This is a genomic window from Nesterenkonia massiliensis (assembly GCF_000455245.1).
Classification (GTDB): Bacteria; Actinomycetota; Actinomycetes; order Actinomycetales; family Micrococcaceae; genus Nesterenkonia; species Nesterenkonia rhizosphaerae.
Genome location: NZ_HG005168.1, coordinates 240,048 through 263,434, shown reverse-complemented (window position 1 = coordinate 263,434; position 23,387 = coordinate 240,048). Strand labels below are relative to the sequence as shown.

Below are 23,387 nucleotides of genomic sequence, written 5' to 3'. Positions count from 1 at the left end.
GCTTCGCTGCTTCGGGTACGACGGCCGCTACGGGTCTGGAGCGTCTGTCCTGATGACTGTGACTCGTCCGAGCTCACGTGCTCTCCCTTACGAAGATGCAATGGGTTCAAAGAATATTCTGGTGCCCAGTGATTCCCCTGAGCAGGGCACGGACGCCGGGGTCATGCCTTCCGGGATTAGCCCGGAAGCACTGACCCCGGCGTCCGCTTCACTCGCACCATTTGAGGATGGCTTGACGAATCAAGCCAGCTTAATCGGGGGACTTAGATAAGTCCCGCTGAATCAGCCAGCGGAGATCTGACCGATTGCCTCGAGGGCTTCCTCGCGCAGTTCCTCCGAGATCGGGGCAGAGCCGGCGACATCAGCTGCAAGCTGCTGAGCTTCCTCGGAGACGATGTAGGCAGCGAAGGCCTGAGCGAAGTCAGCATCGTCCTGGCTGGGGTACTCGTTGCACCAGATGGTGTAGGCGATCTGGATGATCGGGTAGGTGCCGGCCTCTTCGGTATCGCGGGCGATCTCGAAGGCCATGTCGTTCGGGGCGCCACCGCCAGCAGGCTCGGAGGCGCTCACCACTGCAGCCGCAGCCTCGGAGGAGATCTCGGTGTAATCGCCGCCGACCTCAACGTTGACAGTGACGAAGTTGTCGTCGATACGGCCAGCGTCAGCGTAGGTGATGGCTCCGTCGATCTCAGAAGCCAGACCGATCACGCCACCGGTGCCCTCAGCGGACTCGGCAGTGGCCTCAGAAGGCCACTCGCCGTCTGCGTCCCACTCCCAGGTGGAGGATGCCGCAGCGAGGTACTCGGTGAAGTTCTCGGTGGTGCCGGAAGTGTCCTGGCGGTGCACCACGGTGATGTTCGTGGAAGGCAGGTCCAGATCCGGGTTGTGCTCGGCGATGGCCTCATCATCCCAGCTGGTGATCTCACCGGAGAAGATGGAGCCCAGGGTGTCGGCGTCGAGGTTGACGTTCTCGTCAACGCCTTCGAGGTTGATGGCTACGCCGATGGGTGCGATGTAAGTGGGCAGGTGGAATGCGCCGTCGGGACCGCACTGGTTAGTGGAGTCCTCGTACTCGCCCTCGTCCATTGCAGCGTCGGAGCCAGCGAACTGGTACTCGCCGGACAGGAAGCCGGAGCGACCGTTGCCGGATCCCACGGAGGCGTACTCAACAGCTGCACCGCCGGACTGGCCCTCGAACTCGGAGATCCACTCGAGCATTGCAGTCTCGTGGGAGGATGCGCCGCCGCCGTAGAAGTTGCCGGAAATGTCAGCGGCAGAGGGAAGATCGCCGGAAGCTTCTTCCTCCGCACCGCCTTCGGTGCCGTTGTCGGTGGCCTCGGTGGTGGCCTCGTCGGTGGTGGTGTCCTCACCGTCGTTGCCGTTGTCACCGCCGCATGCCACCAGTGCCAGCGATGCCACGGACAGAATGGCCGCTGCGCGACCGAAGCTTGCTACCTTCACAATGTCCCTCTCTGAGGTTTGACCTGGGCGTTGATTTTTCGCCCGATGCCTATGGTGCTTGCAATTGGTTCGCGCCCGATAGAAGCCGGAGCCGTGATGTGCAAGATGTGCACACTGCAGCGCTGAGCGAACCGGATGCCACGCTAGGCACATCAAGTGACAGAAAGTCACCGTGGAGGTAAACGCAAAGTGAACAGATAGGGGCTAAACAGTTTAGCTATCGAGGTGCAGAATCATCCGGGTGTTGCCCAGGGTATTGGGCTTCACCCGAGCCAGATCCAGGAACTCGGCCACACCCTCATCGGGAGAGCGCAGCAGCTCAGCGTAAACATCTGGATCGACCGGACGCTGGTCCTCCATCACCACAAAACCGTGACGGCGGAAGAACTCCACCTCGAAGGTCAGACAGAAGACTCGTTGCACACCCAAGAACCGGGCCCGTTGCAGCAGCCCCTCCAGCAGCGCCGAACCGATACCGCGTCCACGGTGGCTGGCATCAGATGCCAGGGTGCGCACTTCAGCCAGGTCCTCCCACATCACGTGCAGTGCCCCGAAACCAAGCAGCTGTCCGTCGTGATCCTCAGCGATGAGGAATTCCTGGATGGATTCGTAGTAGGCCACCGCCTCCTTGGCGACCAGCACGCGCTTGTCCACCAGCGGTGAGGCCATCTCCATAATGGACCTGACATCACGGGTGCGCGCCGGGCGCACGGTGAATGGGCGGGTGTCGGCTGGATGCTGTTGTGCGGTCACGGGGTCACCCCTGCTAGCTCAAAGGCATGTGGTTCTGAGCTGATGCCAGAGACTGAGACCCGCAACTGGTACTCCCCGCCGGTGAGTTCAGCAGGCTTAGCGCAGTCCACCGCGGAATCTGAGCGCGGCCACACCATCTGGGCACGTTCGATCTGCCCGGGTGCAAATTCCATCTCCAAAGAACTACCGCGCAGCTCGCACTGGGTAGTGGTGAAGATCTCGCGACCCTCCCGGGAGACCCGGAAAGCCTGCTGCGTTGTCCCCACGTCAAGGGTGCAGGCTTCGTTTCCGGTATGCGTGATCTGCATGACCAGCAGTGGTGCCTCATCCGTAGAATAGGCCTCTTTATCGGTGGAGGCGACCACCTCAATATCGGCAGGCGCGCATTGGCCCTCCGGCACTTCTTCCGCCTCGGTTTCCGGCTCCGGTTCACCTTGTGGGGAAGGCGCGGCCGCGGCGTCGTTGTCCTGCGTCTGGGAGGTCCCTTGCTGGTGCTCGGAGGGATCCTCCTCCTGGGCGAAAAGTCCCACCAGCCCGGTGACACCCCAGATGATCAGGGCGAGCAGGAAAACCGCCACTAGTGCCGCTACCAGCTGACGTCTGCGATAGACGGCAGGAGACGGTCGACGGCGCTGGTTCATAGTTCAAGCCTATGACGTGGGGCTGCTATTGCCGTGGCGCAACTCCGGGCAGACCAACGCTGGAGGTTCCTCAGAAGCTGGGGTCGTGACCGTAGCGGCTGGCGTAATGGGCGTCGAGAATTTCGTTGTATCGACGACGCCGACGGTGCACCCTCATCAGCCAGGCGAAGAGCACCATCGTCACCACCATCATCACCACAACAAAACCCATACCGGTGACGGCCTGCCCGATATCGTCCTCCAGAATGGACTCCAGGAAGACACCCGCCGAAGCCATAGTGAAGATCATGCCGAACGCTGCAGCGGTCCACAGGACGGCCACTTTCCATGTGCTGAGATGACCTCGGGGTGGCGGTGGTGCCGACTCACGGAAATCGCGGTCCATTGCCGCTTGTTCAGCAGCCGTTCCCGGTCTTTGCATCCTGCATCCCCCATACACTTCGCTCAGCACGAGCACTTCTGCTCCGCTGGGTTTAAGTGTATGAGTTGGACCATGCCCAGCGTTGCCGGACGGCCACGGGGTCAGCGCGCGCGGTACTGGGCGGTGAGCGGGCACTCCATGGGGTCAGCGTGACCCAGCCCCACCTCGTTGAGGTAACGGATGACGATTCCGTAGGACTCCACCAAGCCAGCCTCGGTATAAGGGATGCCGCGCGCAGCGCAGAACTGCTTCACCATGGGCTGGACCTTGTGCAGACATCGTCCGGCGCACCCACCCAGATGTGGTGCTGATGGACATCCGTATGCCGCGGGTCAACGGACTGGACGCCGCTCGGTCTGTGCTCAGTATGCCTGGTGAACCACCTCGGATCTTGATGCTCACTACCTTCGACGCCGACGAGTATGTCTTCTCCGCCCTGCGCGACCGGACCCAGATCGTCGTCGCCGCCTATGAGTCCGGTGTGGTGCGCGCCGGGGAATAGCGCCAAGCCCGCGACGTCGTGAAGTGGTCAGTGATTGAATGAGAGCAACTGTGCTTGACAGCACGGCACCCACAGCCCACCTGACGACGACGGGAAGCGAAGATGACGACGACGCCGGCCTCCAGCACCGCGCAGACCCCACAGGCGCCTCGCGCCAAGCAGGTCCCCACTGAACGGACTCACCACGGTGAGACTTTCATCGACCCCTATGAGTGGCTGCGGGAGAAGGAATCGCCTGAGGTGATCAGTCACCTGGAGTCCGAGAATTCCTATACCGAGGCGGTCACTGCCGAGCAGCAGCCGCTGCGTGAGGCGATCTTCGCTGAGATCAAGCACCGCACGGTCGAGACCGATCTTTCCGTGCCGGAGCGCCGCGGGCAGTGGTGGTATTTCGCCCGGACTATTGAGGGTGAGCAGCATCCGGTGTTCTGCCGGGTGCCGGTCCAGGAAGCAGTGGCTGGCCTGGATACTGGTGCCGGTGGACTAGGGGCTGGTGGGCGCGGTGCTGGTGGACTCGGTGCTGAGGAGATTGTCCCCTCCGAGTTGTCCGCCTGGACTCCCCCGCAGGTGGAGCCGGGTGTCCCGCTGGAGGGAGAGCAGACCTACTTCGATACCAATGCTGAAGCCTCCCAGCACCCGTTCTACTCCCTGGGTGGGATGAGCATCAACGATGCCGGGACTCTGCTGGCCTATTCGGAGGACACTAGCGGGGATGAGCACTACACGCTGCGGTTCCGGGACTTAGAGAGCGGGGAGAATCTCGCTGAAGTGGTGGAGAACGTTCACGGCGGGCCCACCTTGGATCCCACCGGTGAGCGCGCCTATTACTTGGTGGCTGATGCGTCCTGGCGTCCGTACCGGCTCTACGAGCACATCGTGGGGACCTCCGCGCAGGAGGATCGGCTGCTGCTGGAGGTGGAGGATGAACAGCTCTGGAGCGCCATATGGCTAGCGGCCGACAAGCGCGAGCTGATCATCTACTCGGGCAACTCCGAATACAACGAGACCCGCATTCTGGACCTCTCCGAGCCAGGTGCCCAGCCGGTGCTGCTGATCGGCAAGGACCGCGGCCTGGAGCACAATATTGAGCCATTTGAACTCGACGGCGAGCGGCTGCTGCTCATTACTCATAACCAGCACGGGCCGAATAAATCCGTCTCACTGACCACGGCTGGCGCACTGCTGGATCAGGCCGATAACGAATCGCTGGACCTGGGACGCACAGTGCTGGAGCACGAGGACACCGTCAAGCTGGATGATTCGGTGACGATCACCGCCGCCCAGATTCTGGTGGCAGCGCGGGTGAACACCATCCAGTCGGTGTACCTGCTGCCGTTGGACACGGTCCGTCAGGTCCGCGATGGCGGCGCTGCAGTGAAGACCTCCTCGCTGGCCGGTCCGCAGTTTGATGAGGAACTGTTCACCTGTTCTGTCTCTCAGGCCGAGTACGACGCTCCGCTGTTCCGGGTCTCTTATACCTCCTGGCTGACGCCTCCTCGGGTGTACGACATCCCGCATGAACCCGCCGGCGGTTCCGGAGTGGAGCCGTTGCTGCGCCGGGAGACTCCGGTCAATGATGTGGACTTAGATGCATACCGGGCCACCCGGGTGTGGGCCCCAGCTCCGGACGGGGAACACGTGCCGGTGACCGTGCTGCACCACCGCGACGTCGCCCCCGGCGAGGGTGGTCACCCGACGCTGGTCTACGGCTATGGCTCGTATGAGATCAGCATGGACCCGCAGTTCGGAATTGCCCGACTGAGCCTGCTGGACCGTGGCGTCGTGTTCGCGGTGGCGCATATCCGCGGTGGCGGTGAACTGGGCCGTAAATGGTACGACGACGGTAAGAAGCTGAAGAAGATCAACACCTTCACCGATTTCATTGCCGCTACGGACTACCTGGTGGACACCGGATGGGCAGATCCGGTCCGGGTGGCTGCCCTGGGTGGATCTGCCGGGGGTCTGCTGATGGGCGCGGTGGCCAATATGGCCCCGGAGAAGTACGTGGCGATCCTGGCGCAGGTGCCGTTTGTGGACAACCTGACCTCGATCCTGGACCCCGACCTGCCGCTGTCAGCTCTGGAATGGGAGGAATGGGGCAACCCCATCACCGACCCCGAGGTCTACCAGTACATGAAGTCCTACTCGCCGTATGAGAATGTCCGGGATACCGAGTACCCGGCCATCGCCGCGGTCACCTCATTGCATGACACTCGCGTGCTGTATGTGGAGCCGGCGAAGTGGGTGCAGAAGCTGCGTGAGCACCAGCAGGCTCAGGAGCCCATTGTGCTGAAGATTGAGATGGACGGTGGCCACGGCGGAGCCTCGGGTCGTTATGAGCAGTGGAAGGACCGTGCGTGGGACTACGCCTTCGTCGCCCACTGGCTGGGAGCTACTGAACGCAGGTTCTAGCCCTTAGAAAGACTTGTGGCCCCTCACCCGGACATCATCCGGCGAGGGGCCACAAGTTTTGAGCGTGGAAGGGGTAGCTCAGCCCTTGAAGCGCTCGATGGAGCGCTGCAGCTCGGCCTCAGCCTCTTCGCGGCCGGCCCAGCCTTCGATCTTGACCCACTTACCGGGCTCCAGATCCTTGTAGCGGGTGAAGAAGTGCTCGATCTCCTTGACCAGGAAGTCGTTGAGATCGGAGATGTCCTGGATGTCCTCGAAACGCTTGTCGTCGGGGACGCAGACAAGCTTGGCGTCTCCGCCGCCGTCGTCGGTCATGTTCAGCACACCGATGGGGCGGGCCTCCACCACAACGCCGGGGAAGAGATCCACATCCGGGATGTACACCAGGGCGTCCAGCGGGTCGCCGTCCTCACCGAGGGTGTCATCGAAGTAGCCGTAGTGGGTGGGGTACTGCATGGGAGTGAAGAGCACGCGGTCCAGACGCAGGCGGTGCGTCTCGTGGTCGATCTCGTACTTCACGCGGGATCCGGCGGGGATCTCGATGGTCACATCGCGGACAATTGCCACGCTTCCTCCTTGATCTAGTGGTCAATGACTCACCGCTCAGCGTATAACGCCTGGACGCAGGAGCGCTTGTTGCCGCTCTCACGCCGCCTGCCGTTTACTGCGTTTTGCTCGGGGTTATTCGCTTTACTCGGGCGAATCCGGACCTGCAAAGTGAACAGTCACGAGCAAAACGGTGACCAGAGTCGGGTTATCCACAGATTTGATAATCCCGTCCCGCTGAAGCGGTAAACGGCGAATACTTCAAACCATGAGTTCACTCCAGAACCGGCCGCCGGCACAGGCTAACGATGGCCCGGCGCGCCTCATCCTCGCAACGCTGCGCGACGACGGCGTCCATACCAGTCGGCAACTCAGCGACTACGCTCAATCGGGACGGGCTCTTCGGCTACGGCGCGGTGTCTACATCAGCAGGAGGCGATGGCAGGAGGCTCCGCCCTGGACCCGGTACCGTATGGCCACCGCCGCAACTGCACTGGCGCCAAGTCCACCGGTCTTCTGCCACGAGACAGCCCTGATGCTGCACGGGCTACCGCTGCTGAATCTTCCGCCGGCGGTGCTGGTCCGGTCTTCCGGCCCGTGGACAGACGGTACGCGGCGGGTCCCAGCTCTGACTGACACCTGGCCGAATATCCCCACAAAACTGGTGGAAGCTGCGCTGCCCTCGGGCAAGACTCGCCCCCAGATGCGAGCCGAAATAGCCGACGGCAGCACCGAACCACCCTGGATGGCACTCCCCGCCAGCGCACTTAGTAGCGTGGAAGGACCGGAAATCTACCGCGTCGAGCCGATGGAGCTTGTGCTGGTGGACACGGTGAGTCGTATGCCGTTCCCTGATGCGGTGGTGGTACTTGATGCGGTGAAACGGCAGGGGAAGGTGAACATTCAGCCTTGGCGGGCGTACTTGCGGTCAGCCCGGCGCAGTGCGTTTTGGGATCGGGTCTGGGACTTCGCCGATGCTCGTTCGGAGTCCGTGTTGGAGTCTGAGTCTCGGGCTGTGCTTCACAGTCTCGGCTTTCCTGCTCCTGATCTGCAGACCGAAGTGCTGACCCATCTGGGCACGTTCCGTCTGGACATGTGCTGGCCTGGGGCGCGCATCGCGGGTGAGGTGGACGGGCGTGTCAAATATGCCGACGAGGCCCTGCGTCTGGGCCGCAGCGCCGAAGAGGTGCATTTCCAGGAAAAACTCCGGCGTGAGGCAATAGAGGAACTGGGCTGGAGGGTGGTGCGATGGGGCAAAGCGGAGTTGCGGGAACCGGAGCGCCTGCGACGCCGCCTGCTCCGGGCCGGGCTGTCTCTTAAGTGACGGGCCTGCCGGCGCCGTCCCGCCGTCTCTCGTTTTACTCGTGGCTGTTTGCATTACTCGCACGAATCCAGGCCGGCAAAGTAAACAGCCACGAGTAAAACGGCCCGGGGTGCCGCAGAGCGCCGTGCACAGGCGGTACGCCATTCGCTTCCGACTACACGGGCAGCCACACGTCGCATAGGGACCCGTGCAGATTGGCTGGTGCTGCTCACCATCCCGGTTATTTTCCTGGTGGGCTATGGAACTTCCGTGGTCTTCGGTGAAGGCACGCTGCCGGCTGTGCTTGATTACCTTTTCGACTGCGTCAACGAGTCAGGTGCGCAGGCCGAGCCGGTACTCAAGGTTGACCTTGGCAGTGGGCCACTCACTGTTGATCAGGGAGAAGATGACAGTGTCCCGGACTGTGCCGTTGGGGAGGACCTGATGGTTGCGCAGCACTGCTTCCTGTTTGGCGCCCAGTTTGGCGATTGCGGCCCGGGACTGGTGGTTGAACCAGTGGGTGCGGAACTCCACCCGCAGACAGTCCAAGTCCTCGAACGCACGCTGGAGCAACAGCAGCTTGGCTGCAGGATTCATCGCGGTCCCCTGGGCGCTGCGTCCCAGCCAGGTTGAGCCGATTTCCAGTCCGCGGTTGGGTGCACTGATATTCATGAAGGTGGTCATACCCACTGCCTTGTTTGTCTGCGGGTTGATCACCGCCCATGGAGCCATCGTCCCTTGACGCTGCAGGTCTAGGCGGCGATCAATCTCTGCGGCCATGGACTCCGGTGCGGGCACCCGGGCGTACCAGGTGCGCCAGAGGTCTCCCTCGGAGACCGCCGCAATAAGATCATCAAGGTGCTGGTGGCCCAGCGGTTCCAAGCGGACATACTGGTTGCTGAGCGCTTCAGTGGCGGCGAACTCCAAGTCATTCTGCATCGCTTCAGCCTACTGGGGAGGCCGCCACCTAGAGTGGGGTTGAAGCTCAGATTGGTAGCGGGAAAGTAGGCAGGCGTGGCAGCTGAACCGGGTCCGAACATCACCACCCCACGGCTGCGACTGCGCCCACCAGTGACAGCCGACTCAGACTTCGTCCAGGACATGTACTCTCGCGGTGCCGTGATGCGCTTCATCGGCACAGGTCAGGTACAACCGACTAGGGATCAAGCCCTAGATCGGATACAGCGATACCGCCGACTATTCGGTCCGGGGACCGGCGCCTGGCTGCTGGAGGGCATCACCGATGGAGCTCCGCTGGGCTTCGCGCTGTTGAAGCACATCCCCTTCTCAGCTGACATCAGCGAGGCAGATCCCAGCGCCGCCCCAGATGTGGAAATTGGTTGGCATCTGCACCCGGATGCCTGGGGTCGGGGCTACGCGGCTGAAGCTGCCACCGAACTCATTGCCCATGCTCGCGATTGCGGCCATCAAGATCTGGTGGCGGTGACGCATCCGGATAATCACCCCTCTCAGGCGGTGGCCCGCCGCATTGGGATGACCTCAGCAGGTCTGACACAGCGCTATTACGACACCGTCTGTGAGCTGTTCACCCTCACGCTCTGACCGGACTCACCAGGCAGCTGAACGGCTGTACCTAGCTGCCGGGCCAGAGTAGAGGCTGCTGCTTTAGTCCGGGCGGTGACGCTGCGCGCCGGCCGCCCCGACTCGGGGAAGACGGCATTGAGCTGCAGCACATCCCCCACGCGTTGTAAGTCGGTACGCCCGATCAGCTCTGCACCTGAGAGAACGGCCATCACGTAGTGTCCGTATAGACGCTTATCTCGGGGCACATAGGCCTCGAAGGTGTAGTCAAAATCGAAGATCCGACGTGCTCGCCCACGGTCACGAAGCAGCGGGTCGAAGGTGCCGATGAGGCGAGCTTGCCTGACCTCCCCCAGTCCGGCGTCGTCGTAGTTCTCCTCCAGCAGCTGCGGCAGACAGTAGGCGGTCTCCCTCCAACCCTCTACGGCAACCGGAACAAGACCAGCCAAATCGATGCCATGTGCCGCATCTGTCTGGCTCAGGTGATAGTGGTGGGCGAAATCAGCCACGGTCATCACCGCCAGACTTCCTGCCGCACGGCGCGCCAGACCAGCGCGCAACTCATCCGGGGGTAGCTGATCAGCCTCCCGCAGCTGCTGCGGCAGAGCGCGCTCAGGCAGATCAAAGAGCCGCACCACGCCTTGCCTAGAGGTGATCACCAGGTCACCCATGCGCACCATGAGTTCTGCTGCCTGCTTGATCTCAGACCAGTTCCACCCGGTGGTGCGCGCTGAGCCCAGAGCCGTTTCGATAGTGCCGATCTGAACACCACGTGGCTGTGAACCCACGACCTCAATAATCTGGGCACGGATGGACTCCCCCAGAGTTGGCGCATATTTCTCCCGGAACTTTTGCCGGCGCAGATGCAGCAGCGGCCAATCCTGCAGCGGGAAGACACAGGCCACTTTGGTGAAGGATTCGAAAGAAACAGGTGCTTCTGCAGGCCACAGGGCAGCATCTACTGACTCCGCCCGATATTTCCGGGGCAGCCGGGTCAAACTGGTCAACCGCTGGGCGGTGGAGACCCTGGTGAGCGGATCCAGCTGTATCAGCCCGATGCCGCGCAGGACCTCCGCAGCATCCCGGTACTCCCCCGGACCCGCCGGATCAGGGATGAGCTGAGCGGCGACGACGGCGGCACGCACCCACTGCGCAGAAACAGTCACAGGCTTCACTGGCATGGGCTCATCCTTCCACGCGCCGCTGACACACCAGATGCGTGGCGAACAATCGCCTGCCGCTTGGACTATTCAGCGGCCGATTCGCCGGTCTTGTCCCTGAGATGCCGGTCGCTGAGCAACATGAAGTCCTTCAGACGCTCATTGCCGCTGACAGTGACGTTCCACGCAGGCCGCAGAAAATCGTTCTTGGCCATCCGGAACTGCAGCTCCCATTCAGCCTGCTTGCCGTAGGCATCGGCCACGCGGCGGGTCCCGCTGGTGAAGTACCCCAGTGAGACGGACACCCGTTTGGAGGCCTCGTTCCAGTCATAGGCGCCAGATTCGGCGTACTCAGCGCCGAAGTGGTCAAAAGCCCACATCAGCAGCGCCGCGCGCTGCTCTTTGCCGTATCCGTTACCCTGCTCGTCGCTGCGCAGCCAGCTGGCTGAACCGATAGTGCGCAGCACGCGCCAGTTCTCCGCGAAGGCATCCTGCATCCCGATGAGCGGGCCCTCTGAGCCGTCGACGTTGCGCTTGAAGACCGCCAGCATCAGGTACCAAGAATCTGGCCCAATGCTCGAACGTTTGGACCACAGCCAGGTCAGCGAGTTCTTCGCCATCTCCTCGGGCGGATTCTCATCCCAGGGAGAGATGAAGGGACTGCGGTCAGTGTTCTTGATTCCCGAGGTCGCTGCCGCGAGGTACTGCGGAAAGTCAGTTTCCCGGATTTGGCGCAGCACAAGACGCGGGGACTCGATGCGCAGACCAAAGGGCGGCCAGATGTCCTCCAGCGAATGGCCCGGATCATCAGCGTTAAGGCGGAACTCTTCCATGAAGCAACCCTACGCCGAGCCGAGAGCTCGTACCGGAACTTTGGAAGAACCAGCTCATAGTGCGGAGAGCTCGAACTCCAGGGTGAAGTTATTCAGCAGAGCCGGCAGGTTCCCCGGTTCCAGTGTATGGCTGGTCAGCTCGACGTCTCGTTGGCCCAGAATCTGCGCTAAGAAATTGGAGGTCAGCAGCAGGACCAGATGCCGTCCGGGGCAGATGGCGGTGCCGCCGGAGAACGGCACCAACGGCCAGTCAGCCCGGGTGCGCGGCTTATCCCATACCTCGGGTGCGAACCGGTGGGCGAAATCCAGATGCCGCTCATCGCGGTGGAAGAAGGGCGCGAAGATCAGCACCGTAGTGCCCGCTGGCATCACCCCGTGCTCAAACTCCACGTCCCGGGTGGTCTCGCGCAGAATCATCGGTGTGGTGGCCCACAGCCGCAGCGACTCCAGCACCGAGGCGCGCAGCAGCGGCAGCATCGGTGCCTTCTCCTCCTGCCCCTGGGCGATCTGCAGCCGGGCAGCATCGAGCCGGTCAGGATGGCTGGCCAGCAGCGCCAGCGTCCGGAAGCTGGCCATACCTGCAGGGTCGAATGCGAAGAGCCACTGGGGAATCTGGTTCTCCGGCGAAGACTCACTGCCCATGTCCAGGCTGCTCATAAAGGCAGCGATACTGCCGGACTCACCCTCATCCAGGGCAGCCTTGATCTGCTGCAGAAGTGATTCGCGGCCGGTCTTGTCCACCGGCTTGAAGAACGCCCAGTTTCCATCTGCACGCAGCTTCTCGGTCAGCTCCGTCAGCTGCTTGTCATCTCTGTAGGATTCACCAAGCACTACCCGGCGCACTACTTTGAACCAGGCGTCTAAGAAATCCGGGTAGGCCAGCACTCCGCCCTGAGCATCAACTGTTTTCAGCAGCTCGGCAGCTTCCTGCTCTACCACCGGCATGAAACTCTCGGCCATTCGATGGATGGGATGCCCATGATCTAGCGCCTGCTCATTCAGTTTCCGGCGCTGGGTGCGTTCGCCGCCGTGGGAGATCAGCGAGGACTTCGGCTCGAAGTGTGTCAGTGCGTTGCGTTTCAACATCTCCGCGGGCGCAAAGGGTTCCGGAGACTCCTCAAGAATGCGGTGGACATGCTCAGGATCCAGCACCGTGGCCATGTTCATCCCCGGTATCGAGAGCATCAGCGGGCCCTTGCCGTATTTCTCGCTCACCTTCTGCATGCGTTTGACCGCGCGGGCCTCCAGGCCTAGACGCTCGACGACGCCCACTACCTTCGGGCGCCTGATGATGGGCCCCTTAGCAATCGTCGGCAATTCAACTTCGCTCAGAATGATCAGAGTTTCCAGCGGATTCGCGTGAGGCAGCGGATTGTGAACTGCGGTGGCGGAGGCGGAATGGGCCGCCTCCCCAGGGCGCATACTTCCGGTGGTGGGTCGGTTGTGTTCAGGGCTCATGGGTCCAGCTCTCTTCGCAGTGTGTACTCATGGGTCCGCGCATCTGGGGCCGTACCATTCGGCGCGCGCTATGCCCACAGAACCAAACTGACCTGGACAGTCGCTGTGACAATCGCCGACGACCTGGTCAGCGCCACAGGCTGAGGGTGTTACACACGTCTCACCCTGGATTATTATGAGCTGAATCACTCACTCGTTCTTTGGAGGCCCACTATGGATGCACCCAATTCCTTGGTGCTAGCAGTCATCGGTGTTGCGATGATGCTCACCGGGTATTTCCTCTATTCGAAATTCTTGGCAAAGAAGGTCTATAAGCTCAACGCCGAGTTCAAGACCCCTTCACATGAATTCAACGACGGCGTGGACTACGTGCCCACCAACCGTTACGTCCTCTGGGGTCACCACTTCACCTCCGTGGCCGGTGCGGCTCCCATTGTGGGTCCCGCCGTCGCGGTGATCTGGGGCTGGCTGCCTGCCTTCCTGTGGGTGACCATCGGCACCGTCTTCATCGCCGGCATGCATGACATGGGCGCGCTGTGGGCCTCCCAGCGCAATAAGGGGCAGTCCATCGGCACCCTCTCGGGCCGTTACATCGGTCCGCGCGGTCGCAACCTCTTCCTGGTGGTTGTCTTCCTGCTGCTGCTGATGGTGGTGTGCGCCTTCGCCGTCGTCATCTCCAACCTGCTGGTGGCCCAGCCCGGCGCGGTCATCCCCACCTGGGGTGCACTGATCGTGGCACTGCTGGTGGGCCAGGCGATCTACCGGTTCCGGATGAACCTGCTGCTGGTGACTGCTGTGGGCGTTGTTGCCCTATACGCACTCATCGTCCTCGGTGACAGCTTCCCGGTGACGCTGCCGGATGAGTTCCTGGGCCTGAACCCCAATGGCCAGTGGATTGTGCTGCTGTTCATCTATGCCGCAGTGGCCTCGCTGCTTCCGGTGTGGGTGCTGCTGCAGCCGCGTGACTACATCAATGGTGTGCAGCTGTTCATCGGTCTGGGCATCCTCTACGGCGCCACCTTGATCGCCACTCCCACCGTGGTTGCACCGGCTATCAACAACAACCTGCCCGAGGATGCGCCGTCGATTGTGCCGCTGTTGTTTGTGACCATCGCTTGCGGGGCCATCTCCGGCTTCCACGGCACAGTGGCCACTGGCACCACCTCTAAGCAGCTGGATCGCGAAACCGATGCGAAGTTCGTCGGTTACTTCGGTGCTGTCGGTGAGGGCCTGCTGGCACTGGGCGCGATCATCGCCTGCACCGCTGGTTTCCAGACCGTTGCCCAGTGGGAAGAGATCTACAGCTCCTTCAGCGCCGGTGGTGTGCCGGTCTTCGTGGAGGGCGGCGGCGCCATCGTCAACAGTGGCCTGGGCATCCCGGTGAGCCTGTCGGCCACCATCCTGGCCACCATGGCAGTGCTCTTCGCCGCCACCACTATGGACACCGGTGTGCGCCTGATGCGCTTTGTGGTCCAGGAGATCGGCGAGATCGCCAAGGTCCGGATCAACATCTACGCCGGCACAGCAGTGGCGGTGCTGGTGGCTGGTGCGCTGACCTTCTCCCAGGGCGCCGATGGTTCTGGCGGCATGCTCATCTGGCCGCTGTTCGGCACTACCAACCAGCTGCTGGCTGCGCTGACTATGGGCATCATCACCGTGATGCTGCTGCGCAAGCGCCGCCCGTTCCTGCCGGTGCTGATCCCCATGGTGTTCGTGCTGGTCATGAGCCTCTACGCCGCACTTGTGCAGATCGGCAACTTCTTCCAGGCGGAGAACTGGCTGCTGTTCACGCTCAACGTCATCATCCTGGTGGCTGGCACCTGGGTGCTGGTGGAGTCCGTGGTCGCCATGCTTGCCACCCGCAAGCAGGATCCCGAGCCCGAGGATGACGCTCTGACCCCGGATCAGAAGCTGACCACCGGCTGAGATCAACGTGGGTTTTCTCAGACGTGTCGAAAGGGGGCTGCGTGACTTCTACGTGGCCCCCTATCGGCGCGTTTTCGCTCGGGCCAAGCGTGATGAAGAGGACCTGTTCATGATGCTGGTGCTTTCGGAGGCACTCGGGGTCCCCAACCCGGCCTCCGGTGCCACGTTGGAGCTGCTGCCTGAGATGCTGGAGCGCATGCATGACTGGCATACCCGACAGGGCCTGGATTCCTCCCCCATCGATGGGCTGGCATGCTGCTGAGCGCACAGAACCTGCCTGCGTTGGCGCGCAGCCGAAAGGTGCTGTTCATCGGCGGCAAAGGCGGGGTGGGCAAGACCTCTACTGCCTCCGCCCTAGCTCTGCAGCAGGCCCGCGCTGGCCGTCGCGTTCTTCTGGTCTCCACCGACCCGGCTCATAATCTGGGCCATCTGTGGGAGCGCCCTGTAGGTGATCGGCCGGTGCTCCTCGACGACGCCGGGGCCGGTGTGCTTCTGGGCGTGGAGATCGATCCCGGTGCCACCCTGGATGCTCATCTGCAGGAAGTAGGGGCTACGCTGCGGGATTTTATGCCCGAGCATCTGCACCGGCAGGTGGAGGCCCATCTGCAGTTGGCACGGCAGTCCCCTGGAACACATGAGTCGGCCATCCTGGAGCGCATTGCGGAGCTGGTCGAGAACTCCGATGACGTCGACCTGATCATCTTTGATACCGCCCCCTCAGGGCATACTGCCCGGCTGCTGGCGCTGCCGGAGATCATGTCCGCTTGGACCGAAGGGTTGCTGCAGCGGCGGTCCAAGGCGGAGAAGTTCGGTGCCGCTATCCGGGCATTAGACGGCGACGACGACCCGGCCTCCAGCACCGGCGCGAACCGGGACCGGCGGATCCGGCAGGTGCTGACTCAACGGCGGGCTCGGTTTGAGCGACTGCGGGAGCTGGTCACCGACGCTAAGCGCTGCAGCTTCGTCGTCGTTCTCACCGCGGAGCGGCTGCCGGTATTGGAATCAGTGGAGCTCTATGAACAGCTGACCAAGCTCGGGGTACACGTGGGCGGGCTGGTGGTGAACCGGCTATCCCCCGCTGATGCTGGTGAATTCCTGGCCGCCCGAGCCGAGCAGGAACAGAAGCATCTGGACGAGCTTCGCAGACTGCTGCCGCAGGCGCAGGTGGATACTCTGCCGATGCTCCCGGGTGATCTGGTGGGAGTCCAGGCCCTGGAGAAGCTGGCGCAGCGGCTGGGCTAGCGGCGTCGTCGGCTCGCCTCAAGGATCAACCTGCTGTGAGCTCAGCCTGCCTCGAGCACCGAATAAAGCACTGACACCAGCCCGTCCTCATCCACGGTGCCGGTGGTCTCATCGGCTACTTCCACCACTTCCGGGACTGCCTGGCCCATGGCCACACCGCGGTGTGCCCACTGCAGCATCTCGATGTCATTGCGCCCGTCACCACAAGCCAGGGTGGACTCGTGCGGGGCACCAATACGCTGCCGCAGAGCCTCCAGAGAGGATGCCTTGGTGACGCCGGCAGCCGACACGTCCAGCCACGCGGACCAGCCCACTGCATAGGTGACTCCGTGCAGCCCAATCTCCTCTACGGCCTTGGCAAAGTCCTGTGCGGTGGAGTCATCGGAGTTGACCACCAGGCGAACAGCTTCTGCCTGCTTCATCTCCTTGAAGCTGACGGGCTCAGCGTGCAGACCGAAGCTCATGTCATCAAAACGTTCAGTAGCGATGAACTGACCAGCTGAGGTCTCAATGGCGTATCGCGCCGTGGGCAGCCGTTCACCCAGTGCCTCCAGGGCCGGGGCTGGATCAAAGACGCGCCGATCCAGAATCTCGTAGCCGTCCTCCAGGGAGGTATCAATACGCACCGTCACTCCACCGTTGGAGCAGACCGCATACCCATGAGTGATACCAAACGTCTCCACAATTGGAAGGGCCGCAGGAAGCGAGCGTCCAGTGGCGATCACCACAGTGTGCCCGTCTGCCACCACAGCGCGGCCTGCCTGTTTCACCGCTTCTGACATGAGCCCATCGTGGTTGACGATGGTGCCGTCAATATCCAGGCAGAACATCATCTTGCCCTGCTGGTGGATGAAGCTGCCACCGTCGCCGGCTGCGGGCCGGGAGAACTCTGGCTGCTGGGTCTGCTTCGAAGTCTCAATGGGTGAATTCATGGTGTCTTCAGTCTACGGGTATGCCATTGTCTGCAGAGTGGGCATCTGACCAGGCGTTTAGCTAGTGTTGAGGCAGGTGTTAGCTGCGTTCAGGTCTTAAGTTTCTGGCCGGAATCAGCGGCGCCGCCCCCAAAGACATAAGGAGACATCCCATGAGCACCTCATCGGTCACCATCGCCGCAGGCGGCTACACCGCTGAGATCGCCCTGCGCGGCGGTCAGTTGCTGAGGCTGACCAGCCAGGATCCCGCCACTGGCAACGCCCAGAACCTGGTGGTCCCTGCCACGGCAGCCCCCGGTGGCTTTGCCGGTGCCGTGCTGGCCCCCTGGCCCAACCGAGTGGCAAAGGCCGCCTATGTCTTCGAGGACACCGAATACTCCCTACCCGTCAACGAGGAGGAGACCGGTGCAGCGCTGCACGGACTGCTCTATGACGTGGAACTCTCGGTAGACGCCCAGCGCCCCTCCGAGGTGCGCCTGACTGGAGTGATCGAAGCCACCGAGGGCTACCCGTTCCGGCTGGAGACTGTGCTGGTCTACCGTGTGGCAGCGGACCTTGGCCTCTCAGTGAGCCTGATGGTCCGTTATGCACCCCAGGGCGACGACGCCGCCGGCTCAGCACCCTTCGGCGCGGGCTTCCACCCTTACCTCACCGCAGGCGATACACCCCTGAAGGACTGCCGACTGCGCCTGCCCGCCACCACGGTAGCCAAGACCAAACCCAGCGGCAAGGTCGTGGACCGCGGGCCAGTTACCGGTGACCTGGACCTGACCAACGGTCCGCTGCTGGTCAACCGTCAGATCGACCATGCCTTCACCGGACTCCCCGACGGCGCGTGGTTCGCCGAACTCCTGCACGGTCCCTCCGGGCTGCTGGTGCGGATGATCGCAGATACTCCCTGGGCGCAGGTGTACACCGGAGAACGAATCGACCGTGCAGGTGTAGCAGTTGAGCCGATGACCTGCCCGCCGAATGCCTTCAACTCCGGTGAAGACCTCCTGGAACTTGCAGCTGGCGAGTGGTTCCGGGTGGGCCTCAGCATCGAAGCGATTCGTCTGTAAGCGTCTCGCGCCGAGTCCGCGTCCCTGCGTTTTACCCGGGCTTGCGGGTTTTACCCGGGCTTGCGGGTTTTACCCGCCCATATATGGGTGGGTATTTCGCCTAAGGCCGGGTAGAACCAGCAGTGGCAGCCAACGGCGCGTGCACCCCTTGGGAGCGCCAGCGAGGCAGCAGCGCCCTGACCGAACGCTCTAGGGAATCCAGTGCTGCGGGGCGTCCACGACGCCGCGCAGCGCGCGCAGTGCTCCGCCGCTGACCGCCGGGGCGATTCCGGTGCCTGATTCGCGCACCCGCACACTGGCCCACTCAGCCGCCAGCACGCGCTGCTTCAGCTGGTGTTCAATATGGGGCCGGAGCAGGTCCGTGAGCGGCCCGAACTCCCCGCCGAGCACTACCTCATGGACGTCCACCAGGTTCATCGCGCCCGAGAGCGCCACGCCCAGCGCCGTACCGGCACGTTCAATAGCAGCACGCGCGCGCTGACCGGCGTCATCCTCCCACTCGATGACGCCGACGAGATCCTCTGCACTGGCCCGCGGGTCAAGCCCCGCTGCCTGCAGCAGGGCCCGCTTGCCCGCATAGACCTCCAGACAGCCGCTGGCCCCGCAGCCGCACTGCGGCCCTGAGGGCTCCACCGCCACATGCCCGATCTCTCCGGCCCAACCATGCGGCCCGGCTTCCACCACGCCGTCGATGACCACCGCCGAACCCACGCCCATCTGCGCCGAGACATAGATGAAGGTCTGCTCCTCCCCCTCGGCTGCGGTGAGCTCCTGAGCCACTGCCAGGGCAGCGAGTTTCGCCTCATTGCCGGCCGAGACGAAACCACCGAAGGTCCCGGGAGAGTCCTCCTGCTGTGACTGGCTCAGCAGCTCCACCAGGTCCAAGCCGTGCCAGCCGAGGTTCGGGGCGCGCATCAGGGTGCGCTCGTCATGGCCGACCAGACCGGGAATCGCCAGCACTGTCCCGATGATTCGGGCGCCCTGGGCCTCAGCCTCAGCGGCAACCCGCAGAGCCATGCTCCCCACAGCCGGCAGTACCTCGGCGGGGTCAGAATCGCGCTGATCGCTTTCGATGATCTCCTCGGCCAGCACCTCGCCAGTGAGATCAAGTGCCCGGGCGGCGGTGAAATCCACATTGACCTCCACGCCCAGTCCGGCCAGGGTCTTGCGTGCTGGGGTCAGCGGCACCGCCGGACGTCCGCGCGTATGGACCGCCACCGGCGATCCCTCGCGCACGATCCCTGCGCTGAGCAGATCATCAACCAGCCGAGACACCGTGGAGCGGGTCATCCCTGTCCGAATAGACAGGTCCGCGCGGGAAAGCGGCTCGGACGAGGCGAAGATCTCCTCGGTGATGAGCATCAGATTCGCTTCCCGCAAGGTCTCCTGGCGGGCTCCGGGACGCAGCGCTTCCTGGTGCGCCGGGCGGTCCCGTCGCTGCGGACGCTGAAAGTCGTGCCGAGCGGCGTCACTGTGACCGTTGACGCTGCCGTTGACGGCGCTGAGACCACGCGTCAGTGAGCGCCGTCCTAGCCGTGCCATGGACCCCGGGCCAGGTACCGGTCCAGGCAAGGGCGCGGCGTCGTCGTCGTTCTTCTTGGGCACACTATTCTCAGCAGCAGGTTGGTCAAAAGTGGCGTACGTCACGAACTTGATCTTATCCCCCAAAGCATTTAGGTTTCATCTAGAAACAAATTGAGGGCCGCGTCACATCAGCGGGCGGCCCTGACCTCGACTCTTCAGGAGACCACTATGGCAGCGACGTCATCATCTGAATACAAGTTCTCGTTCGGCCTGTGGACTGTTGGATGGACCGCGCGTGACCAGTTCGGCGAGGCGTCCCGCCCGGCCTTCGACCCGTGGGATTACCTGCCCAAGCTCAAGGAAGCCGGCGCCTCCGGCGTGACCTTCCACGACGACGACGTCGCCCCCTTCGGCACCGATGAGACCGAGCGGGAGAAGTACTTCACCAAGTTCAAGGACGTTGCTGACCAGGTGGGCCTGAAGGTGGAGATGATCACCACCAACACCTTCTCCCACCCGGTGTTCAAGGACGGTGGCCTGACGTCCAATGACCGCTCCATCCGCCGCTTCGGCCTCCGCAAGCTGCTGCGCAATGTGGACCGTGCCGCTGAGTTTGGCGCCGAGACCTTCGTGATGTGGGGCGGCCGTGAAGGCTCCGAGTACGACGGTGCCAAGGATCTCTACGCTGCCCATGAGCGCTACGCCGAGGGCATCGACACTGTGGCCGCCTACATCAAGGAGAAGGGCTACAACCTCCGGGTCGCACTGGAGCCCAAGCCCAACGAACCCCGCGGTGATATCTTCCTGCCCACTATCGGCCACGCGCTGGGGCTGATCGCCAAGCTGGACAACGGCGACATCGTCGGCCTGAACCCGGAGACCGGCCACGAGCAGATGGCAGGCCTAAACTTCACCCACGGCATCGCCCAGGCGCTGTGGGCCGGCAAGCTGTTCCACATTGACCTCAACGGCCAGCGCTCCATCAAGTACGACCAAGACCTGGTCTTCGGCCACGGCGATCTGACCTCCGCATTCTTCACCGTGGACCTGCTGGTCAACGGCTTCCCCGGCGGCGGACCGAAGTACGACGGCTGGCTGCACTTTGACTACAAGCCCTCTCGCACCGACTACGTCGACGGCATCTGGGACTCCGCGAAGGCGAACGTGGAGATGGTGACCCTGCTGGCTGAGAAGGCCAAGACCTACCGCCAGGATCCTGAGGTGCAGGCTGCGTTCAAGGAATCCGGTGTCTTCGAGCTCGGGGAGTCCACTCTGGGCCAGGGCGAATCCTTCGCCGACTTCCTAGCAGATAAGTCCGCCTACGAGGAGTTCGACGCCGAGAAGGCAGCTCAGCGGAACTTCGGCTTCGTAAAGCTGAACCAGCTGGCGATGAAGCACCTCATCGGCTAATTTCGCATCCCCCTGGCTCGGGTGGACAATTTGCACGTTCTTCGGCGCTCATCGCGCAGCAAATTGTCCACCCGAGCTTCTGCGTCTTGAAAGGATCCACCATGACGACCCTCGTAGCCGGCATCGACTCCTCCACCCAGTCCTGCAAAGTGGTCATCCGCGAGGCGGAGACTGGAGCCCTGGTGCGGCAGGGATCTGCCAAACACCCTGAGGGCACCGAAGTCAGCCCGCAGGCGTGGTGGGATGCGCTGCTGCTCGCCATTGAGCAGGCCGGAGGACTCCACGACGTCGCCGCAGCAGCCATCGGGGGTCAGCAACACGGGCTGGTGGCGCTGGACGCCGACGGCGAGGTCATCCGTGATGCGCTGCTATGGAATGACACCCGCTCTGCTGATGCGGCAGCAGCACTGATTGCCGAGTACAGCGCCGGAACCGGCCCAGAGGCTGTCAACAGTGGTGCTGCCGCCTGGACCCAGATGACCGGCTCTGTTCCTGTGGCATCGCTGACGGTTACCAAGCTGCGCTGGCTGGCCGACTCCGAGCCGCAGAACGCTCAGCGCGTGGCTGCGGTGGCACTTCCGCATGACTGGCTGACCTGGCAGCTCTCTGGTGCCGCGGCTCTGGAGGACCTCACCACTGACCGCTCGGAAGTCTCCGGCACCGGCTACTACGACACCGCCCAGGGACAGTACCGCTACGACTTGCTGGCCCGCGCGCTCCGCATCAACGAGGATCAGGCCCGGAGCATCATCCTGCCGCGCGTACTGGGTCCTGCTGAGCAGGCCGGAACAGGTGACGCGGCCCGCGGTTGGGGCCACCTGGTGCTGGGCCCCGGCGCTGGTGACAATGCTGCAGCAGCCCTGGGCCTGGGCATGAGCACCGGAGATGTGGCCATCTCCATCGGCACCTCGGGCGTCGTGTCTGCCGTTTCACCGAAGCCCATCCAGGACCCGGCCGGGGTGATCAACGGCTTCGCAGATGCCACCGGCGAGTTCCTTCCACTTGCGGTGACCCTCAATGGTTCGCGGGTGCTCGACGGCGCAGCTCGAATGCTGGGGGTCGACCATGCTGGCCTGGCGGACCTGGCGCTGACTGCTGAGCCTGGAGCCCACGGACTGAGCCTGATTCCCTACCTGGAAGGTGAGCGGACCCCGAACCTGCCACACGCCACAGGCAGCTTCATCGGCCTCTCGCTAGCCTCCATGAATCCTCAGGACGTGGCTCGCGCCGCCGTGGAGGGGCTGTTATGCGGACTGGCTGATGGGCTGGAGGCAATGACCACATTGGGTGTGCCGGTGAACTCCATCCAGCTCATCGGTGGTGCAGCCCGTTCAGCGGCTGTCCAACAGATCGCGCCGGCTATCTTCGAACGCGAGATTCAGGTTCCCGAGCCCGGAGAGTACGTGGCCGACGGCGCCGCGCGTCAGGCTGCCTGGGTGCTCTCCGGTTCTGATACAGCCCCGCAGTGGACAACCTCAGCGGTGCAGACCTTCACTGCCGAACCAGCCCGGCATGTGCGGGAAGCCTATGCCGCACGCCGCCATCTGTTCGCAGAGCGCAGCTGACGCTGAGACGACGCGCCGGCTTGTCTGAATCAGGCCGGTACCGGATCAGGCCGGTACCGGATCAGACCTGTGGCGGAGCTGGCCTGATCCGGCTCAAGGCTGCTGAGTGTTCAGCTCAGGGTCCTCAAGTTCCACAACCTCACGGTCCCCTAGCGGTTCTTCAAGGTCAACTGTGATGGCAATGGCTAGGGCTTCCTCCGTGCAGACATCTGCGGCGTCGGCTCGCCAGCCGGTGATGATGGCCACGGCGACCTCTTCCGCGGTCTCCTGAAGCTCATAGCGTTGGCCGTAACATGCCTGATTGCCAGACCAGGAGAGAAAACGCAGCTGCGTCTCGGAGAGCACCTCGTACTCCATCCAAGCCCCGGAGACTTCACCGGTCATCTCTTCGACCAGTTCCGCATCCTGCTCGGGGAAGGGGATGCTCGGCACGTCCTCGTTGCCGGGGAGTTCCGTCACATCCGGCTCCGCCGGTGAAGTAGTGGGCACATGGGCATCGGTGCCGTCGCCCGGGGCATCGGTGCCCGGGCTGTCGTCTGCGCTGGCGTCACCGGCGTTCCCGCAGGAGGCCAGCAGCAGCACGACAGCTGCGCTGAGGAGGACGGAGGACAGTCTGCTCAGATTCACAGCCCTACCGTGTCAGGCGGGGCAGGCATTGTGAAGTAGCCGCAGATGATTGTGACGATTCCGAGACGAAG

Annotated in this window: 22 protein-coding genes and 1 pseudogene; 10 read left to right on the top strand and 13 right to left on the bottom strand. The window is 63.1% G+C overall.

The features are described from left to right. Positions 1-282: 282 nt before the first annotated feature. From TX78_RS08400 to TX78_RS13485, 5 genes are all read right to left on the bottom strand, one after another. Entirely contained in the window at positions 283-1,461 is a 1,179-nt protein-coding gene (locus TX78_RS08400) for a phosphate ABC transporter substrate-binding protein PstS (protein WP_044495310.1), read from the bottom strand. A gap of 213 nt (positions 1,462-1,674) precedes the next feature. Continuing rightward, positions 1,675-2,214: an amino-acid N-acetyltransferase gene (locus tag TX78_RS08395; RefSeq protein WP_044495309.1), complete on the bottom strand. Its 540-nt coding sequence runs from the start codon at positions 2,212-2,214 to the stop codon at positions 1,675-1,677. Then, a complete protein-coding gene (locus TX78_RS08390; protein ID WP_049897674.1) occupies positions 2,211-2,855 on the bottom strand; it encodes a hypothetical protein in 645 nt (214 codons plus the stop codon). The genes TX78_RS08395 and TX78_RS08390 overlap by 4 nt, the downstream gene beginning before the upstream one ends. 70 nt (positions 2,856-2,925) lie before the next feature. Then, positions 2,926-3,276: a hypothetical protein gene (locus TX78_RS08385; protein ID WP_147640450.1), complete on the bottom strand. Its 351-nt coding sequence runs from the start codon at positions 3,274-3,276 to the stop codon at positions 2,926-2,928. Positions 3,277-3,377: 101 nt separating this feature from the next. Further along, positions 3,378-3,533 (bottom strand): hypothetical protein, encoded by a 156-nt coding sequence (locus TX78_RS13485; RefSeq protein ID WP_324603315.1) that lies wholly within the window; start codon positions 3,531-3,533, stop codon positions 3,378-3,380. 17 nt (positions 3,534-3,550) lie between these two features. Between TX78_RS13485 and TX78_RS08380 the strand changes: the two are divergent. Together TX78_RS08380 and TX78_RS08375 are read left to right on the top strand one after the other, a co-directional pair. Beyond that, a pseudogene (locus TX78_RS08380) lies at positions 3,551-3,718 on the top strand (response regulator); the annotation flags it as partial. A 162-nt stretch (positions 3,719-3,880) separates the two neighbouring features. Next, on the top strand, positions 3,881-6,190 hold the full coding sequence (locus TX78_RS08375; protein ID WP_044495302.1) for a S9 family peptidase: 2,310 nt from the start codon (positions 3,881-3,883) through the stop codon (positions 6,188-6,190). A gap of 78 nt (positions 6,191-6,268) precedes the next feature. Here the strand turns inward: TX78_RS08375 and TX78_RS08370 are convergent, their stop codons facing one another. Next, positions 6,269-6,748 (bottom strand): inorganic diphosphatase, encoded by a 480-nt coding sequence (locus tag TX78_RS08370; RefSeq protein ID WP_044495475.1) that lies wholly within the window; start codon positions 6,746-6,748, stop codon positions 6,269-6,271. A gap of 253 nt (positions 6,749-7,001) precedes the next feature. Here TX78_RS08370 and TX78_RS08365 point away from each other — a divergent pair, with 253 nt between their 5' ends. Continuing rightward, the gene (locus tag TX78_RS08365) at positions 7,002-8,057 is read left to right on the top strand and encodes a hypothetical protein (RefSeq protein WP_147640449.1); all 1,056 of its coding nucleotides are present in this window, start codon (positions 7,002-7,004) and stop codon (positions 8,055-8,057) included. Between the two features lie 312 nt (positions 8,058-8,369). On the opposite strand, the gene TX78_RS08360 is transcribed toward TX78_RS08365, so the two are convergent. Further along, on the bottom strand, positions 8,370-8,975 hold the full coding sequence (locus TX78_RS08360) for a GNAT family N-acetyltransferase (protein WP_044495297.1): 606 nt from the start codon (positions 8,973-8,975) through the stop codon (positions 8,370-8,372). Positions 8,976-9,050: 75 nt separating this feature from the next. On the opposite strand from TX78_RS08360, the gene TX78_RS08355 reads away from it, so the two are divergent. After that, the gene (locus TX78_RS08355; protein WP_044495295.1) at positions 9,051-9,599 is read left to right on the top strand and encodes a GNAT family N-acetyltransferase; all 549 of its coding nucleotides are present in this window, start codon (positions 9,051-9,053) and stop codon (positions 9,597-9,599) included. Here the strand turns inward: TX78_RS08355 and TX78_RS12690 are convergent. The 3 genes from TX78_RS12690 to TX78_RS08340 form a co-directional block, all read right to left on the bottom strand. Further along, entirely contained in the window at positions 9,560-10,759 is a 1,200-nt protein-coding gene (locus TX78_RS12690; RefSeq protein ID WP_049897673.1) for a DNA glycosylase AlkZ-like family protein, read from the bottom strand. The two genes, TX78_RS08355 and TX78_RS12690, sit on opposite strands and share 40 nt — an antisense overlap. A 65-nt stretch (positions 10,760-10,824) precedes the next feature. Next, the gene (locus TX78_RS08345) at positions 10,825-11,571 is read right to left on the bottom strand and encodes a GNAT family N-acetyltransferase (RefSeq protein ID WP_044495293.1); all 747 of its coding nucleotides are present in this window, start codon (positions 11,569-11,571) and stop codon (positions 10,825-10,827) included. A gap of 54 nt (positions 11,572-11,625) precedes the next feature. Continuing rightward, positions 11,626-13,029, bottom strand: a complete 1,404-nt coding sequence (locus TX78_RS08340) for a cytochrome P450 (protein ID WP_233722210.1) — start codon at positions 13,027-13,029, stop codon at positions 11,626-11,628. Positions 13,030-13,242: 213 nt separating this feature from the next. Here TX78_RS08340 and TX78_RS08335 point away from each other — a divergent pair, with 213 nt between their 5' ends. The 3 genes from TX78_RS08335 to TX78_RS08325 are packed head-to-tail and all read left to right on the top strand — an operon-like array spanning position 13,243 to position 16,197. Next, positions 13,243-14,955 carry a carbon starvation CstA family protein gene (locus tag TX78_RS08335; RefSeq protein ID WP_044495290.1) on the top strand — a complete coding sequence of 571 codons (1,713 nt, stop codon included), beginning with the start codon at positions 13,243-13,245 and terminating at the stop codon, positions 14,953-14,955. A gap of 7 nt (positions 14,956-14,962) precedes the next feature. Then, positions 14,963-15,217, top strand: coding sequence for a cory-CC-star protein (locus TX78_RS08330; protein ID WP_324603314.1), 255 nt, complete (start codon positions 14,963-14,965; stop codon positions 15,215-15,217). After that, positions 15,208-16,197 carry an ArsA family ATPase gene (locus TX78_RS08325; protein ID WP_044495287.1) on the top strand — a complete coding sequence of 330 codons (990 nt, stop codon included), beginning with the start codon at positions 15,208-15,210 and terminating at the stop codon, positions 16,195-16,197. The genes TX78_RS08330 and TX78_RS08325 overlap by 10 nt, the downstream gene beginning before the upstream one ends. Before the next feature lie 41 nt (positions 16,198-16,238). Here the strand turns inward: TX78_RS08325 and TX78_RS08320 are convergent, their stop codons facing one another. Then, a complete protein-coding gene (locus TX78_RS08320) occupies positions 16,239-17,129 on the bottom strand; it encodes an HAD family hydrolase (protein WP_081652676.1) in 891 nt (296 codons plus the stop codon). A gap of 152 nt (positions 17,130-17,281) precedes the next feature. Between TX78_RS08320 and TX78_RS08315 the strand changes: the two genes are divergently transcribed. After that, a complete protein-coding gene (locus tag TX78_RS08315; RefSeq protein WP_049897672.1) occupies positions 17,282-18,190 on the top strand; it encodes an aldose epimerase family protein in 909 nt (302 codons plus the stop codon). 189 nt (positions 18,191-18,379) lie between these two features. Here TX78_RS08315 and TX78_RS08310 read toward each other — a convergent pair whose 3' ends face one another. Continuing rightward, entirely contained in the window at positions 18,380-19,837 is a 1,458-nt protein-coding gene (locus tag TX78_RS08310; protein ID WP_147640448.1) for an ROK family transcriptional regulator, read from the bottom strand. Positions 19,838-19,942: 105 nt separating this feature from the next. Here TX78_RS08310 and xylA point away from each other — a divergent pair, with 105 nt between their 5' ends. Both xylA and TX78_RS08300 read left to right on the top strand, forming a co-directional pair. Beyond that, positions 19,943-21,124 carry a xylose isomerase gene (gene xylA, locus TX78_RS08305; RefSeq protein ID WP_044495285.1) on the top strand — a complete coding sequence of 394 codons (1,182 nt, stop codon included), beginning with the start codon at positions 19,943-19,945 and terminating at the stop codon, positions 21,122-21,124. Positions 21,125-21,225: 101 nt separating this feature from the next. Next, positions 21,226-22,689 carry a xylulokinase gene (locus TX78_RS08300; RefSeq protein WP_044495282.1) on the top strand — a complete coding sequence of 488 codons (1,464 nt, stop codon included), beginning with the start codon at positions 21,226-21,228 and terminating at the stop codon, positions 22,687-22,689. Positions 22,690-22,782: 93 nt separating this feature from the next. Here the strand turns inward: TX78_RS08300 and TX78_RS08295 are convergent, their stop codons facing one another. Further along, entirely contained in the window at positions 22,783-23,316 is a 534-nt protein-coding gene (locus TX78_RS08295) for a hypothetical protein (RefSeq protein ID WP_044495280.1), read from the bottom strand. Positions 23,317-23,387 lie beyond the last annotated feature (71 nt).